Here is a 15,233-nt window from a genome sequence, read left to right as displayed (position 1 = left end):
GATCGAGGCCTCGTCGCGGCAGCTAAGGAGAAGCAGCGAGCCTGCACGCATGCGCCCAGGGTACACCCGCGGCTCCACCGGTGCGAACCTCGCGACGAACAGCGTCGCCTTGAGAACCCCCGAGACGATACCTCGACCCCGGACACTCTCGGGGTATGAACCGTCATCGTCGACCCATCGCCGCACTCGCTGCGGGGGCAGTCCTCGTCATCGCCCTTTCCGGCTGCGCCACCTCCGTGGCATCCGACGCGCCCGACGGCGCGTCGCTCGGATCGCTCTGGCCCGCTCCACCGGAGGGGGAGGTGATGGCGCAGGGCACGGTCATGGACGTCTCCGGCGCCGTTGAGCTCTGCCTCGGTGCGATCGCCGAGTCGTACCCGCCGCAGTGCTCGGGCATCCCGCTGAACGGCTGGTCGTGGGACGGGGTCGAGGGCGCCGAATCGTCGGAGGAGACGACGTGGGGCGCATACGCGCTGCAGGGCACCTTCGACGGCGAGGAGTTCACCGTCACCCAGCCGCCGATCATGCTCGCCCTCTACGACCCGATGATGGCGCCCGACCCCACCGGCGGCGAGCCCGGCGAGGGCGAGGAGTCCGAGCTCCTCGAGATCCAGGAGGCCCTTCCCGATCTGCTCGGCGACGCGTACCTCGGGTCCTACCCCGACGACGGCTGGCTGTGGGTGGACGTCGTGTGGGACGACGGCACCTGGCAGGATGCCGCCGACGACGACTATGGGCCGGGCGTCGTGATAATCCGCTCGGCGCTGCGCAGCCTCGACGGCTGATCAGAAGCCCAGCCGCCCCAGCTGCTTCGGATCGCGCTGCCACTCCTTCGCGACGCGCACGTGGAGGGAGAGGAAGACGCGCGATCCGAGCAGCGGCTCGATCCCGGAGCGAGCGCGGGCTCCGACATCGCGAAGGCGTGATCCCTTGTGGCCGATGATGATCGCCTTCTGGCTGTCGCGCTCGACGACGATGTCGGCGAAGACGTCGGTGAGATCGCTGTTCTCGCGATCTCGGATCTCCTGGACCATCACGGCGATGGAGTGGGGCAGTTCGTCGCGGACGCCGTCGAGCGCCGCTTCTCGGATGATCTCGGCGATCCGGTCCTCGGTCGACTCATCCGTGACGATGCCCTCGGGATACAGGGCGGGTCCGCGGGGCATCATTCCCAGCAGTTCATCGGTGAGTACGTCGAGCTGGTCGCGCGTGAGCGCCGAGAGCGGGATGACGGCCGCCCAGTCGTCGCGGAGCCCGTCTACCTCGAGGAGGCGCTCGGTGATCTGATCGCGGCTCGCCGCATCCGTCTTGGTGACGATCGCGACCTTGCGAGCACGCGAATACCCGTCGAGGGACTCGGCGATGCGCCGATCGCCGGGGCCGACCTTCTCGGTCGCAGGCACGCAGAAGCCGATCACGTCGACGTCCCCGAGCACCTGCTCGACGAGACTGTTCAGCCGCTCGCCGAGGAGGGTGCGCGGCTTGTGGAGGCCGGGCGTGTCGACGATCACCAGCTGGCCCGCTGGCCGATTCAGGATGCCGCGGATCGCGCGCCGCGTGGTCTGCGGCTTGTCGCTCGTGATCGCGACCTTCTCGCCCACCAAGGCGTTCGTAAGGGTCGACTTGCCGACATTGGGGCGGCCGACGAAGGTCACGAACCCCGATCTTGCGTCGATGTTCTCGGATGCGTGCGACGTCATGACCGCTCCCCCTTCTTCGTGGCGCGCGTCTCGCCGGTGCGAGGCGTCACCACCCTGATCTCGCCGGTGCGCGGTGCACGGCTGAATGCCGCGTCGGCCGACTCGACGCCCTCGCCGCGCTCGACGAACACGGTCGCGATCCCCCGGCCACGGCCGAGCGAGGCGCCCCCGGTCATCACGAGTCCGGCGAACTCGGCCGTGGATCCCGGCTGCGGGATGCGCCCGAGAGCCTTTCCGAGCAGGCCGCCGATCGAGTCCACGTCCTCGTCCTCGACGTCGATGCCGAAGAGGTCGCCCACCTCGTCGAGGCCCAGTCGCGAGCTGACGCGGTAGTGACCCGGCGCGAGCTCGGTCACCTCGTCGGCGCGCGGGTCGTACTCGTCGGCGATCTCGCCCACAAGCTCCTCGATGAGGTCCTCGAGCGTGACCAGCCCCGACACGCCGCCGTACTCGTCGATGACGAGGCACACGTGCACGGCGTCGCGCTTCATCTGCTGCAGCAGCGTCTCGGCCTTCATGGACTCGGGAACGAAGATGGCCGGTCGCGCGATGCGGCTGATCGGAGCGTCGCGCCAGCCGGCTTCATCGCGGAATCCGAACTGGACCAGATCCTTTAGGTAGAGCACCCCGACGACGTCGTCGGCGTCGTCGTCGACGATCGGCACCCGCGAGACGCCCTTGTCGAGGAAGATCGCCATGGCCTCGCGCGTGGACGCCGAGGCGTCGACCGTCACCATGTCGGTGCGCGGGACCATCACCGCCCGCACGAAGGTCTCGGTGAAGTCGAACACCGAGTGGATGAGGGCGCGGTCGTCCTGTTCGATGAGCGCGTTCTCGGCGGCCTCGTCGATGATGCTGAGCAGCTGCTCCTCCGATGCGAAGGACGTGCCGCGTGCGCCCGGTGTGATCCGCGTGCCGAGCGCTACGAGTCCGTGCGCGAGTGGTCCGAGGATGATGCGGACACCCCGAACCACGGGCGCCGCACCCCGAAGGAGTCCCTTCGCGTGCTGACGGCCGATCGTGCGCGGGCTTGCGCCGACGACGACGTACGAGACGCCGGTCATCAGCACCGCAGCGGCGAGCATCGCCCACCAGATGCTCTCGAACAGGATCGTGAATGCGACGGTGACCAGCACGGCAGCCGTCGTCTCGGCGAGCACGCGGATGAAGATCACGGCATTGGCATGGGCCTCGGGGTCGGCTGCGATCCGATCGAGTGATTTCGCGTTGCGGCCGCCTGCGGAGAGCTCGGCGAGATCGGCTCGCGAAGTCACCGTCAGGGCTGCATCGATGGCGACCATGAGCGCCCCGAATCCGAGCAGCAGCGCCGCGACGACGAGGAGGAAGGCGGCGGTCATGCGCGTCTACGACGCTCCGAAGACTGGAAGCCTGAGATCAGCTCGCGCTGGAGTCCGAACATCTCACGCTCCTCCTCGGGCTCGGCGTGGTCGAAGCCCAGGAGGTGCAGGAGTCCGTGCGTGGTGAGCATGACGAGCTCGTCCATGCTGGAGTGCTTCGCCGCGACCGCCTGCGCCTCGGCGACCTGCGGGCACAGCACGATGTCGCCGAGCAGTCCGGCAGGGGTCGGCATGTCCTCGGTGCCCGGACGCAGCTCGTCCATCGGGAAGCTCAGCACATCGGTCGGTCCGGGCTCGTCCATCCACTGCACATGCAGCGACTCCATGGCGCCTTCGTCGACCAGGAGGATCGCCACGTCGGCGTCGGCGCTCACGTGCAGCTCGGCGAGGTTGTACTCCATCAGGCGCAGGAGCACGGTCTCGTCGACCGCGATGCCGGACTCGTTGCTGATCTCGATCGTCATGAGCGTCCTCGCTTGGGAAGGTGGTCATGGGGACCCGAGGCGCGGCCGCCTCGGCGTTCCGCACGATTGGCGAACTCGGAGGCCTCGTCCCTCTCGCGACGGGCCGACAGGCGTCGCTCGTCGTACTCGCTGTAGGCGTCGACGATGCGCCCGACCAGCGTGTGGCGCACGACGTCAGCGCTCGTGAGATACGCGAAGTGGATGTCTTCGATCTCGTTCAGGACACGCGTGACGAGCCGCAGCCCCGAGGCGCCCTGCGGCAGGTCCACCTGGGTGATGTCGCCGGTGACGACCATCCGGGTGCCGAAGCCGAGGCGCGTGAGGAACATCTTCATCTGCTCGGGGGTCGTGTTCTGGGCCTCGTCCAGCACGACGAACGAGTCGTTCAGCGTCCGGCCGCGCATGTACGCGAGAGGGGCGACCTCGATCGTGCCGCTCGCCATGAGCTTCGGAACGAGTTCGGGGTCGAGCATCTCGTTGAGCGCGTCGTACAGAGGGCGCAGGTACGGATCGATCTTGTCGGTCAGGGTCCCGGGGAGGAAGCCGAGCCGCTCGCCCGCCTCGACGGCCGGACGCGTCAGGATGATCCGACTGACCTCCTTGCGCTGGAGCGCCTGCACCGCCTTCGCCATCGCGAGGTAGGTCTTGCCGGTACCGGCCGGACCGATGCCGAAGACGATCGTGCTCTCCTCGATCGCGTCGACGTAGGCCTTCTGCCCGAGGGTCTTCGGGCGGATGATCTTCCCGCGCGACGAGAGGATCGCCTCGCCGAGCACCTCCGACGGGCGGGGGCCGCCCTCGGAGCGCAGGATGCGGCTCGAGGACGACACATCGACCGGACCGAGATCGTGCCCGGCCTTGGTCATGGCGAGCAGCTCGTCCACCAGCGTGCGCGCCGCTGCGACGGCATCCGCTTCGCCCGTGAGGGTGATCTCGTTGCCGCGGACGTGGACGTCCACGCCGGGGTGCTCGCGCTCGACGACGCGCAGAAGGCGGTCCTGCGGTCCGAGCAGCTGCACCATCGCCACGCCGTCGGCGTAGACGCGGTCGATCGTAGGTTCGTCAGCCACCGACGCTTCTCTCGTGAAGTCCCCCGGCCAGCACGTGCGCATGGACGTGGAAGACGGTCTGACCCGCGTTCGGGCCGGTATTGAAGACGAGGCGGAAATCCCCGTCGGAGTGCTCTGCTGCGAGGCTGTTCGCCAGCCCCACGAGCTCCGCCAGCAGCGCGGGGTCACCGGCGGCCAGTTCGACGACGTTGCGGTACTCCTCGGTCTTCGGGATGACGAGGAGGTGCACAGGCGCCTGGGGTGCGATGTCGCGGATCGCGAACGTGTTCTCGGTCTCTGCGACGATCTCGGAGGGGATCTCTCCGTTGCGGATGCGCGTGAAGATCGAGGGATCGCTCATGCGCCAAGTCTACCGACGGGCTCCGGTGTCGGGCGGGCGGCGATCCCGCGGCGCCGTCACCAGCGTCCGAGCGCGGCGCTGACCACCGCGAGCGCGGCGGGTCCGGCGGTCGACGTGCGCAGCACGCTGTCGCCGAGCCGCACGAGCATCGCCCCGGCCTCTTCGAGTGAAGCCAGTTCTTCGGCGGCGACCCCGCCCTCGGGACCGACGACCAGCACGATGTCGCGGTCGTCGTCGAAGTCGACGGCGGTGAGTGCGGTGGATGCCGTCGGCTCGAGCACGAGAACGCGCGAATGCGCTGCGCGGACGGTGAGCGCGCGGGTGGCCGTGAGCTCGGCGACGATCGGCACCCACGGGCGGTGCGCCTGCTTCGCAGCCTCACGGACGATGCCCGCCCAGCGGTCGCGCCCCTTGGCGGCCTTGGCCGCGTCCCATCGCGAAACGCTGCGCGCCGCCTGCCACGGCACGATCTCGTCGATGCCGAGCTCGGTCGCAGCCTGCACCGCGAGTTCGTCGCGGTCGCCCTTCGCGAGAGCCTGAACGAGGACGATGCGCGGATGCGGGGCTGCCGCATCCGTCCGCGACGCGACGCGCACGACGACCTCTCGGGGTGTGACCGATTCTGCGACCCCGGCGAGCCACGCGCCGCGGCCGTCGCCGACCGTCACCTCCTCGCCGACGCGCACACGGCGTACGGTCGCCGCGTGGTGGGCCTCAGAACCGGTGAGCACGACGGCATCACCGGGTCCGGCCGTGACCTGCTCGTCGAGGAGGAAGTGCAGCGGCATCCGCTCAGCCGTTCCGGAAGCGATCGCGAAGCTTGGCGAAGAGTCCCTGGTGGAACTCCGCCAGCCTCGGCGCAGGCGCCTTGGTACGCCCGGCGAACTCTTCGATCAGCGCGCGCTCCTTGGCGTCCAGCCGGGTGGGGGTCACCACGTGCACGCCGACGCGCAGGTCACCGCGCTGCGAGCCGCGCAGCGGGGTGATGCCGCGGCCCTTGATGGTGAGGATGTCGCCGGCCTGGACGCCCGGGCGCAGCTCGAGCTCGACCGGGCCGTCCAGCGACTCGATCGTGGTCGTGGTGCCCAGGATCGCATCGGGCATCGACACCTCGAGGGTCGCCAGCAGGTCGTCGCCCTCGCGGCTGAAGACCTCGTGCGGGGCCACCGTGACCTCGAGGTAGAGATCGCCGTTCGGACCGCCGGCGGGTCCGACCTCGCCGGAGCCCGGGAGCTGCAAACGGAGTCCGGTCTCGACGCCGGCCGGGATGTCGAGCGAGACGGTGCGGCGCGAGCGCACGCGGCCCTGTCCCTGACACGTGGCGCACGGGTACGGGATGGTCGTGCCGTAGCCCTGGCAGACGTTGCACGGCTGAGTGGTCACGACGTTGCCGAGGAGGCTGCGCACCTGCCGCTGCACATGGCCCGATCCCTGGCAGATGTCGCAGCGCACGGGCTGGGTGCCCGGCTGGCAGCACGAACCCTCGCACGTGTCGCACACGACCGCGGTGTCGACCTCGATGTCGCGGTGGACGCCGAAGACGACGTCGCCGAGGTCGAGCGTCACCCGCACGAGGGCATCCTGGCCGCGCTCCCGACGCGAGCGGGGCCGACCGCCCCGATTGCCTCCGGCGGCACCGAAGAAGGTCTCGAAGATGTCGCCGAATCCGCCGAATCCACCGGCGCCGCCGAACCCGCCGTCGCCGCCCATGTCGTAGCGCGCCCGCTGTTCGGGATCGCTCAGCACGTCGTAGGCATGCGTCACGAGCTTGAATCGCTCGGATGCCTCCTCCCCCGGGTTCACATCGGGGTGGAGCTGCCGCGCGAGGCGTCGGTACGCCTTCTTGATCTCGTCGGTCGTCGCTTCGCGCGAGACACCGAGGACCTCGTAGTGGTCAGCCACAGTCGCCTTCCTGCCCGCGCCTGGCGCGGGATCGTATGTTCTGAATCCGCGTCAGCGGCTGCTCTCGTCTTCTTCGAGCATGCGCGTGAGATAGCGGGCGACGGCTCGCACCGCCGCGAGGTTGGTGGGGTAATCCATGCGGGTCGGGCCGAGGAGGCCGACGCGCGCGCGCGAGCCCGTGGCGTCGTAGTCGCTCGCGACGACGGATGCTTCGCCGAGACCGAACGGCTCGTTCTCGCGCCCGATGCTCGCGGCGAGGCCGTGCTCGTCGGCGACCATCTCGCCCATGAGCCGGAGGATCGTCACCTGCTCCTCGATCGCTTCGAGGAGGGGGTAGATGCTGCCGCGGAAGTCGGCCTCGCGGCGAGCGAGCGTGGCGCTGCCGGCCATCACAAGACGATCCTGCCGGAACTCCTCGAGCTCTTCCGCGACGACCCGCACGATCTCGGCGGTCGCCGACGTTCGCGGCGCGAGGTCGGTACCGGGCAGAGCGGTGAGGTGGTCGCCGATGCGCTGCAGACCGTCGCGGACCGGAAGACCCACGAGGAGCGTGCCCAGCTCGGCACGCATGTGGGCGAGGTCGGTGTCGTCGAACTCGTGCCGCACGAACGCCATCCGCTGCGACACGCGTCCGGTGTCGGTCACGACGATGACGAGCATGCGCCCGCCGCCCAGCTGGACCAGCTCGACATGCGTCACATTCGCGCGGGCGAAGGACGGGTACTGCACGATCGCGACTTGGCCGGTGAGCTGTGTGAGTGCTCGCACCGTGCGGGCGAGCACGTCGTCGAGATCGCCCGGGCCGTCGAGGAAGGATGCGATCGCGGTGCGCTGCGCACCGCTCAGGGGGCGAAGTTCGGCCAAGTGGTCGACGAAGACGCGATACCCCTTGTCGGTCGGAACGCGCCCTGACGACGTGTGGGGTGCGACGATGAGCTCTTCGTCTTCGAGCAGCGCCATGTCGTTTCGGATCGTCGCCGCCGAGACGCCGAAGGCGTGACGATCGACGATCGCCTTGCTGCCGACAGGCTCGCGGGTGTCGACATAGTCCTGCACGATCGCCCGGAGAACCTGGAGTCCCCGTTCGCTGACCATTCCCCGCCTCCTGACGTCGTCGACTGGCACTCGTACGACTGGAGTGCCAATTCTACCGGATGACCCCGACTCCGGCCGTGAGGCGCGTCAGCGCGTGAGCGCGCGAACAACCGCATCGGCCAGGAGGCGCCCGCGGCGGGTGAGGACGACGTTACCGCGGACAGCGGCCGCGCCGTCGATGAGGCCGTCCGCGATGAGGGCGGCGACGGCGTGCCGACCCTCGCCCAGGAGCTCGGAGACCGGCATCCCGTCGCGCAGGCGCGTGCGCAGGAGCACGTCTTCGAGGGCGCGGGCTTCGGCGTCGGGTATCTCGCGGCCCGCACCGGGCGACTCCCCCGCAGCGAGGCGCTGTGCGTAGGCGGCCGGATGCTTGACGTTCCAGAAGCGGACCCCGGCGATGTGACTGTGCGCACCCGGACCGAAGCCCCACCAGTCGGTCCCCTGCCAGTAGGCGAGGTTGTGGCGTGAGCGCCGGCTGTCGTCGCGCGCCCAGTTGGACACCTCGTACCACTCGAATCCGGCCGTCGCGAGGAGATCGTCGGCGAGCTCGTACATGTCGGCCTGGAGGTCATCCTCCGGAGCCGGAACCTCGCCGCGGCGGATCTGGCGCGCGAGCTTCGTGCCGTCCTCGATGATCAGCGCGTACGCCGAGATGTGGTCGGGCTCGAGCGCGAGCGCAGTCTCGAGCGACGTCCGCCAATCATCGAGCGTCTCGCCCGGTGCCCCGTAGATGAGGTCGACGCTGACCGCCAGGCCGGCGCCTCGCGCCGCCTCGACCGCCGTGCGGACGTTGCCGGGATCGTGTGTGCGATCCAGCGCGGCGAGCACATGAGGAACCGCCGACTGCATCCCGATCGACAGACGCGTGACGCCGGATGCCGCGAGCTCGGCCGCGACCGCCGTGTCGACGGTGTCGGGATTGGCCTCGACCGTGATCTCGGCACCGGGAGCGATGCCGAACGCATCGCGGACGCCTGCGAGCATGCGGGCGAGATCGCCGGGCGGCAGCAGAGTCGGGGTTCCTCCGCCGAAGAAGACGGTGGATGCCGGACGCACGTCGCCGACGGCGGCGAGCACGTCACGGGCCAGCGCGATCTCGCGCAGCAGCGTGTCGGCGTACTCGTCCTGGCGGGCGCCGCGCAGCTCGTCCGACGTGTAGGTGTTGAAGTCGCAGTACCCGCAGCGCACGCGGCAGAACGGGACGTGCAGGTACACCCCGAACGCGGTCTCCGGATCGATGCCGAATCCGGCGGGCAGTGCGCCGTCCGAGGGAACGGGCTCGCCCAGGGGAAGTGCGGCGCCCATCAGCGACTCACGCGGGCGTCGTGTACAGCGGTGAGATCGCGCGCAGGTACCGCGTGAACAGCTCTCGCCGGCGGCGGCGGACGAGCCCCGGGAAGACCCGGTAGACGAGCGCGGACGGCGCATCGAACGCGCGAACCGTGAACCAGACCTCGTCGTTGTCGTACCACTCGACCATGAAGGACTCTTCGCCGCTGACGACGGAGTCCGAGACCGTGCCGAGGGCGAATCCCACGCGACGGGGCTCGTCGACGGCGAAGATCACGCGGAGCTCCGCATCCGCTCGCAGGCCCTTGACCCGACCGTCGACGCGGATGGTGGTTCCCGCCGCGACGTACGGCGTGCCGTCGGCGTCGAAGCGCACATCGGCATCGGAGCGACTCGGAGCGATCGGGGTGCCCTCGGCGTCGAAGCTCACGCCCGAGTACATCGGGCCTGCGGCCGGCCGTACATCCTTCACGGCCAGGCCTGCGCCACGCTGAGCGGCCCACGACATGAGGGCATCGCTCGCCGTCGTGAAGCGCGACTCGCCGCTGCCGATCCGCCACGACTCCTCGGCCGGGATGCTGCGCTCCGGCGGGAAGTGCATGAGGTCGGGCGCCTGGGTGGCACCCACCGCGGCGTAGTCGACGGTGTCGTCCCGGAAGCTGCCTCGACGCATCTGACCAGCCTACTTGGCCGACTTTCCTTCGGTGTCGCCCGACAGCGCGGCGATGAACGCCTCCTGGGGGACCTCGACGCGACCGACCATCTTCATGCGCTTCTTGCCCTCCTTCTGCTTCTCGAGGAGCTTGCGCTTGCGGGTGATGTCACCGCCGTAGCACTTCGCCAGGACATCCTTGCGCATCGCTCGAATCGACTCGCGGGCGATGATGCGGGCGCCGATGGCGGCCTGGATAGGCACTTCGAACTGCTGGCGCGGAATGAGCTTGCGCAGTCGCTCGGTCATCATCGTGCCGTAGGCGTAGGCCTTGTCGCGGTGGACGATCGAGCTGAACGCGTCGACCTTGTCGCCTTGGAGCAGGATGTCGACCTTGACGAGGTCGGCCTCTTGATGGCCGCTGGGCTCGTAATCGAGGCTCGCGTAGCCCTGGGTCCGAGACTTGAGCTGATCGAAGAAGTCGAACACGATCTCGCCGAGCGGCATGTTGTAGCGCAGCTCGACGCGCTCCTCGCTGAAGTACTCCATACCCAGGAGCGTCCCGCGACGCGTCTGGCACAGCTCCATGACGGTGCCGACGTAGTCCTTGGGCGTGAGGATCGCCGCCTTCACCATGGGCTCGGTGACCGAGGCGACCTTGCCGTCGGGGTACTCGCTCGGGTTGGTGACCGTGATCTGCTTGCCGGCGTCGGTGGTCACCTCGTAGATGACGCTCGGAGCGGTGGTGATGAGGTCGAGGTCGAACTCGCGTGAGAGACGCTCGGTGATGATCTCGAGGTGGAGGAGCCCGAGGAAGCCGCAGCGGAAGCCGAAGCCGAGGGCGACGGAGGTCTCGGGCTCGTACTGCAGGGCGGCGTCGGACAGCTTCAGCTTGTCGAGAGCCTCGCGAAGATCGGGGTAGTCGCTGCCGTCGATCGGGTAGACGCCCGAGAACACCATGGGCTTCGGATCGGTGTAGCCGGGGAGGGCGACGGTCGCGGGCTTGCGGAAGTTCGTGACGGTGTCGCCGACCTTCGACTGGCGCACGTCCTTCACGCCGGTGATGAGATAGCCGACCTCGCCGACGCCGAGGCCCTTGGTCTGGCTCGGCTCGGGGCTCGACACCCCGATCTCGAGCAGCTCGTGCGTCGCCCGCGTCGACATCATCTGGATGCGCTCGCGCGGCTCGAGCTTGCCGTCGATCATGCGCACATAGGTGACGACGCCGCGGTAGGAGTCGTAGACGGAGTCGAAGATCATCGCGCGTGCCGGGGCGTTCGCATCGCCCTTCGGCGCCGGGATCTCGCGCACGATGCGGTCGAGCAGCTCCTCGACGCCCTGGCCGGTCTTGCCGCTGACGCGCAGCACGTCGTCGGGCTTGCCGCCGATGAGATTCGCCAGCTCCAGCGCGAACTTCTCGGGATCCGCGGCCGGGAGGTCGATCTTGTTGAGCACGGGGATGATGTGCAGATCGTTCTCGAGCGCGAGGTAGAGGTTCGCGAGCGTCTGCGCCTCGATCCCCTGCGCGGCATCCACCAGCAGGATCGCGCCCTCGCACGCGGCGAGCGAACGGCTCACCTCGTATGTGAAGTCGACGTGCCCGGGCGTGTCGATCATGTTGAGCGCGAACGTGCCGTCGGCGGTCTGCCACGGCATCCGCACCGCCTGGGATTTGATCGTGATGCCGCGCTCGCGCTCGATGTCCATGCGATCGAGGTACTGCGCGCGCATGTCGCGATCGGACACGACGCCCGTGATCTGCAGCATGCGGTCGGCCAGTGTCGACTTGCCGTGGTCGATGTGGGCGATGATGCAGAAGTTGCGAAGGAGCTCGGGCGGGGTCGCAGAAGGCTCGAGAGGCTTGAGGGCGCGGGGTGACATGTCACCTCGATTCTACGGGTGAGGGGAGCCTGCACCCTGCGCACTCCCTGATTCGGATGCTGCGGGGAGTCGGCTGAGCCCCTCCAGCAACGATGCGCGGTCACTCGCGACGCACACGCGGATCCACCCCTCACCCGACGCGCCGAACGCCCTTCCCGGTGCGACGGCGACCCCGGCTTCTTCGAGGAATCTCTCGCACCAGGCGGTCACGTCGCCGCCGGACGCGTGCGAGACGTCGATCCACAGATAGAACGCACCGGTCGGAGGGAGGTATCGGAGTCCCTGCGCGTCGAGCTGGGCCATCGCGGCCGCGAGATTGTCGCGATAGTGGTCTGCGGCTCGCGCGACATCGCTCTGGTCGCCCGAGATCGCGGCGGCCGCAGCCCGCTGCGACGGAGCGTCCACGCAGCTGACGAGCGACTCCTGCACCCGCAGCATCGTCGACCGCCATCCCGGCGGCGTGACGAGCCATCCCACGCGGGCGCCGGTCATCGCGTAGGTCTTCGAGGTCGAGAACACCGACAGAACACGGCCGTCCTGATCGAGGGTGTGCACACTCACGTGGGGCGCCCCCCAGGTGAACCGCTCGTACACTTCGTCGCTGATGACCCACAGGTCGTGCCTGTGCGCGAGAGCCATCATGGCCTCGAGGGTCGGACGGTCGAAGGTGGAGCCGAGCGGATTGGACGGCGTGTTGACGATGACCGCGCGGGTCTGCGGGGTGATCAGCGCCTCGAGCTCTGCGAGATCCGGCTGGAATGCCCGCTCCGGACGCAGCCGGTACGGCACCGGCATCGCCTGGAGCAGATGTGCGTTCATCGTGAAGGTGGTGTAACCCGGGTCGGGCACGAGCACCTCGTCACCGCGACCGAGCGTGACAGCCATCGCCATGTGCAGCGCCTGGGTCGCGCCCACGGTCACCCAGATCTGCTCGACGTCGACGTCGAGGCCGTTCTCACGCGTGAGCTTGTCTCGGATCGCCTCGCGAAGAAGCGGGATGCCGCCGTTGGGCGCGTAGCGCAGATCGCCGGCGTGCCAGGCCTGCGCGGCGACGGCGCGCACCTCCTCGCGGACGAGCTCACCCGGCTCCCCCACCGCGAGGATGATCGCACCCGGCTGGCGCAGCGCCCGTTCGAGGATGTGGCGAACGCCCGACCCCGGCATCCGCTCGACGTGCGCTGCGATCTCGGGCATGCTCGTCATGCTACGGCCGCACGCGCCCGACGTGTCGCTAGCCTGGGGCGATGGTCGTGCAGGTCGTGCTCGTGCACGGCGTCCGCACGTCCGTGACCATGTGGCGCGCGCAGGTCGAGTACCTGCGCGAGCGCGGAACGCCGGTGGTGGCGGTGAGTCTTCCCGGTCACGGTCCGCGCATGGCGGAGCCGTTCACCCTCGACGGCGCGTTCGCCACGATCGATGATGCGGTCCAGGATGCCGCGACCCGCGGCCCGGTGCTGCTCGCCGGTCATTCCATGGGCGGACTGCTGTCGATCGAGTACGTCGGTCGCGAGGATCGCCCGCCGGTCGCCGGCTTCATCGCCGCCTCGTGCACGGCGATCCCCCGCGGCGCGGCGTTGACGACGTATCGCGTGCTCGCTCGCGGCTTCTATTCGCTCCCCGATCGCGGCATGTGGCTCACCGACAAGGTGCTCGACCGCACGCTCCCGCCCGCCACGCGCGACGACTTCGGCGCGGGCGGCTACGCGATCGCCGCGCAGGACACCGCGCTGCGGAGCCTCTCGGTGCTCGATCTGATCGCCGCGCTGCGCCGCATCGATGTGCCGCTATGGTTCATCAACGGCCAGTACGACCAGCTCCGTGTGAACGAAAAGCTGTTCCAGCGCCTCGTGCCCCATAGCGAGCTCATCGTCGTGCCTCGCACCACCCACCTCGTGACGGCGATGCGACCCGAGGTCTTCAACGCGCTCCTGCACCTGGCGATCACGACGCTCGAGGAGACCTGATAGACTCGGTGATTGGCTTGCGTGTGGGTTATGCCCTCACGACCGCCGCGAAGCGCCCTCTCTGCTGACCGGCACTCTCCGAATCACTCCGAACGAAAGAACGTCGACACGTGGCGAACATCAAGTCGCAGATCAAGCGCAACAAGACCAACGACAAGGCGCACGAGCGCAACAAGGCTGTCAAGAGCTCGCTGAAGACCGAGGTGCGTCGCACCCGCGAGGCCATCGCCGCCGGCGACAAGGCCGCGGCCGAGAAGGCCCTCGCGACGGCGACCAAGAAGCTCGACAAGGCCGTGAGCAAGGGTGTCATCCACCAGAACCAGGCCGCGAACCGCAAGTCGGCCATCGCGAAGCAGGTTGCCGCGCTCTGAGCGTGATCGGTCGCTGAGACCGTCGCAGCATCGAAGAAGGCCCGTCCCCACAGGGACGGGCCTTCTTCGTCGTGAACGAGGCTTTTGCGCGTGTCGCGTCAACCGGCGTAGGGAGCGCGCGTCGCGATCACGGTGATGAGACGCTCGACCGCGAACACGGCATCGCGCGAGCCGCCCTTGACCTCGGCGTCGGCTCGTGCAGCGGCCTGGATGGCCATGCCGAGCGTCGTTTCGTTCCACCCCGACAGATCCCGGCGTGCTCTGTCGACCTGCCAGTCCTTGAGTCCGAGACGACCCGCGAGCGCGCTCGCGGGTTCGCGATGCCCGGCGACGCGCGCCATCGTCCGCAGCTTCGAGGCGATGGCCGCGACGAGCGGCACGGGGTCGGCCCCCGAGGCGAGCGCGTGCCGCAGCGCGATGAGCGCGTCGCCGTAGCGCCCGGCGATCGCCGTGTCGGCGACGGCGAACGCCGACGTCTCCACGCGTCCGCCGTAGTAGCGCTCGACGACCTGATCGGTGATGTCGCCGGGCACATCGGCGATGAGCTGCTGACACGCCGCGGCGAGTTCGGTCAGGTCGTCGGCGAATGCCGAAACCAGGGTGCGCAGCGCGGTGGGGGCGATGCGCTTGCGGGCGGACTGGAATTCTCCCGACGCGAAGTCGAAGCGATCGGAGTCGCGTTTGATCGCCGGGCATGCGATCTCGACGCCCTGACCTTCACCGGCCCGGACGGCGTCGAGGAGCTTCTTTCCTCGGACGCTCGCGCCGGTGTGCCGGAGGACGACGGTGGCGCCCTCCTGTGGCGCGGCGAGATACGACGTGGCCTCGGAGAGGAAGGCGTCGGAGCACTTCTCGACACCGGTCACCCGCACGAGGCGCGGCTCGCCGAACAGCGACGGCGACGTGACGCCCAGCAGTGTGCCGGGTGCGTAGTCGTCGGCGCGCAGATCCGACACCTCGAGGCTGGCATCCTCGGCTCGGAGGTAGTCGCGCAGGCCGGCGATCGCCCGCTCCGCGCACACGTCCTCGGGACCCGAGACCAGGACGATCGGAGCCGGCTGAGGCGCCCGCCACGAGAGCTGCGGGATGGCGCTGCGCGCCGTCTTGCCAGGGGGTCGGCGCGCTGCGGGGGGCATGGCATCCAGC

16 protein-coding genes are annotated in these 15,233 nt (G+C 69.2%); 3 read left to right on the top strand and 13 right to left on the bottom strand.

Translation table 11 applies throughout. From position 1 onward, the window contains the following. The first annotated feature begins 155 nt into the window (after positions 1 to 155). Positions 156 to 785, top strand: coding sequence for a hypothetical protein (locus FFS15_RS02815; protein ID WP_137843490.1), 630 nt, complete (start codon positions 156 to 158; stop codon positions 783 to 785). Here the strand turns inward: FFS15_RS02815 and era are convergent, their stop codons facing one another. The 12 genes from era to FFS15_RS02755 all read right to left on the bottom strand — a co-directional run bounded on the left by era (position 786) and on the right by FFS15_RS02755 (position 12,946). Beyond that, entirely contained in the window at positions 786 to 1,700 is a 915-nt protein-coding gene (gene era, locus FFS15_RS02810) for a GTPase Era (RefSeq protein ID WP_137843489.1), read from the bottom strand. Further along, positions 1,697 to 3,058 (bottom strand): hemolysin family protein, encoded by a 1,362-nt coding sequence (locus FFS15_RS02805; protein ID WP_137843488.1) that lies wholly within the window; start codon positions 3,056 to 3,058, stop codon positions 1,697 to 1,699. Before FFS15_RS02805 ends, era begins: the two co-directional genes overlap by 4 nt. After that, positions 3,055 to 3,522 carry an rRNA maturation RNase YbeY gene (gene ybeY / locus FFS15_RS02800; RefSeq protein WP_137843487.1) on the bottom strand — a complete coding sequence of 156 codons (468 nt, stop codon included), beginning with the start codon at positions 3,520 to 3,522 and terminating at the stop codon, positions 3,055 to 3,057. The genes FFS15_RS02805 and ybeY overlap by 4 nt, the downstream gene beginning before the upstream one ends. After that, a complete protein-coding gene (locus FFS15_RS02795; RefSeq protein WP_249353690.1) occupies positions 3,519 to 4,544 on the bottom strand; it encodes a PhoH family protein in 1,026 nt (341 codons plus the stop codon). The genes ybeY and FFS15_RS02795 overlap by 4 nt, the downstream gene beginning before the upstream one ends. Before the next feature lie 40 nt (positions 4,545 to 4,584). Next, positions 4,585 to 4,932, bottom strand: coding sequence for an HIT domain-containing protein (locus tag FFS15_RS02790; protein WP_137843485.1), 348 nt, complete (start codon positions 4,930 to 4,932; stop codon positions 4,585 to 4,587). Positions 4,933 to 4,988: 56 nt separating this feature from the next. Next, positions 4,989 to 5,720, bottom strand: a complete 732-nt coding sequence (locus tag FFS15_RS02785; protein ID WP_137843484.1) for a 16S rRNA (uracil(1498)-N(3))-methyltransferase — start codon at positions 5,718 to 5,720, stop codon at positions 4,989 to 4,991. A gap of 4 nt (positions 5,721 to 5,724) precedes the next feature. After that, positions 5,725 to 6,834: a molecular chaperone DnaJ gene (dnaJ, locus tag FFS15_RS02780; protein ID WP_137843483.1), complete on the bottom strand. Its 1,110-nt coding sequence runs from the start codon at positions 6,832 to 6,834 to the stop codon at positions 5,725 to 5,727. Between the two features lie 51 nt (positions 6,835 to 6,885). Beyond that, positions 6,886 to 7,929, bottom strand: coding sequence for a heat-inducible transcriptional repressor HrcA (hrcA, locus tag FFS15_RS02775; protein ID WP_137843482.1), 1,044 nt, complete (start codon positions 7,927 to 7,929; stop codon positions 6,886 to 6,888). A gap of 87 nt (positions 7,930 to 8,016) precedes the next feature. Next, complete coding sequence (gene hemW / locus FFS15_RS02770; protein WP_137843481.1) at positions 8,017 to 9,234, bottom strand: radical SAM family heme chaperone HemW; 1,218 nt, start codon at positions 9,232 to 9,234, stop codon at positions 8,017 to 8,019. A gap of 7 nt (positions 9,235 to 9,241) precedes the next feature. Beyond that, the gene (locus tag FFS15_RS02765) at positions 9,242 to 9,892 is read right to left on the bottom strand and encodes a DUF1990 family protein (RefSeq protein WP_137843480.1); all 651 of its coding nucleotides are present in this window, start codon (positions 9,890 to 9,892) and stop codon (positions 9,242 to 9,244) included. Positions 9,893 to 9,901: 9 nt separating this feature from the next. Continuing rightward, positions 9,902 to 11,752 carry a translation elongation factor 4 gene (gene lepA / locus FFS15_RS02760; RefSeq protein WP_137843479.1) on the bottom strand — a complete coding sequence of 617 codons (1,851 nt, stop codon included), beginning with the start codon at positions 11,750 to 11,752 and terminating at the stop codon, positions 9,902 to 9,904. A 12-nt stretch (positions 11,753 to 11,764) separates the two neighbouring features. Further along, positions 11,765 to 12,946, bottom strand: coding sequence for an aminotransferase class I/II-fold pyridoxal phosphate-dependent enzyme (locus FFS15_RS02755; RefSeq protein ID WP_137843478.1), 1,182 nt, complete (start codon positions 12,944 to 12,946; stop codon positions 11,765 to 11,767). Positions 12,947 to 12,996: 50 nt separating this feature from the next. Here FFS15_RS02755 and FFS15_RS02750 point away from each other — a divergent pair, with 50 nt between their 5' ends. Further along, the gene (locus FFS15_RS02750; RefSeq protein ID WP_137843477.1) at positions 12,997 to 13,716 is read left to right on the top strand and encodes an alpha/beta hydrolase; all 720 of its coding nucleotides are present in this window, start codon (positions 12,997 to 12,999) and stop codon (positions 13,714 to 13,716) included. 110 nt (positions 13,717 to 13,826) lie between these two features. Then, positions 13,827 to 14,087: a 30S ribosomal protein S20 gene (gene rpsT / locus FFS15_RS02745; RefSeq protein ID WP_137843476.1), complete on the top strand. Its 261-nt coding sequence runs from the start codon at positions 13,827 to 13,829 to the stop codon at positions 14,085 to 14,087. A 98-nt stretch (positions 14,088 to 14,185) separates the two neighbouring features. Here rpsT and holA read toward each other — a convergent pair whose 3' ends face one another. Beyond that, entirely contained in the window at positions 14,186 to 15,223 is a 1,038-nt protein-coding gene (gene holA, locus FFS15_RS02740) for a DNA polymerase III subunit delta (RefSeq protein WP_137843475.1), read from the bottom strand. Positions 15,224 to 15,233 lie beyond the last annotated feature (10 nt).

Source organism: Microbacterium sp. 2FI, assembly GCF_005502885.1.
In the GTDB taxonomy this organism is placed as follows: Bacteria; Actinomycetota; Actinomycetes; order Actinomycetales; family Microbacteriaceae; genus Microbacterium.
This window is presented reverse-complemented; position numbering and strand designations above follow the sequence as displayed.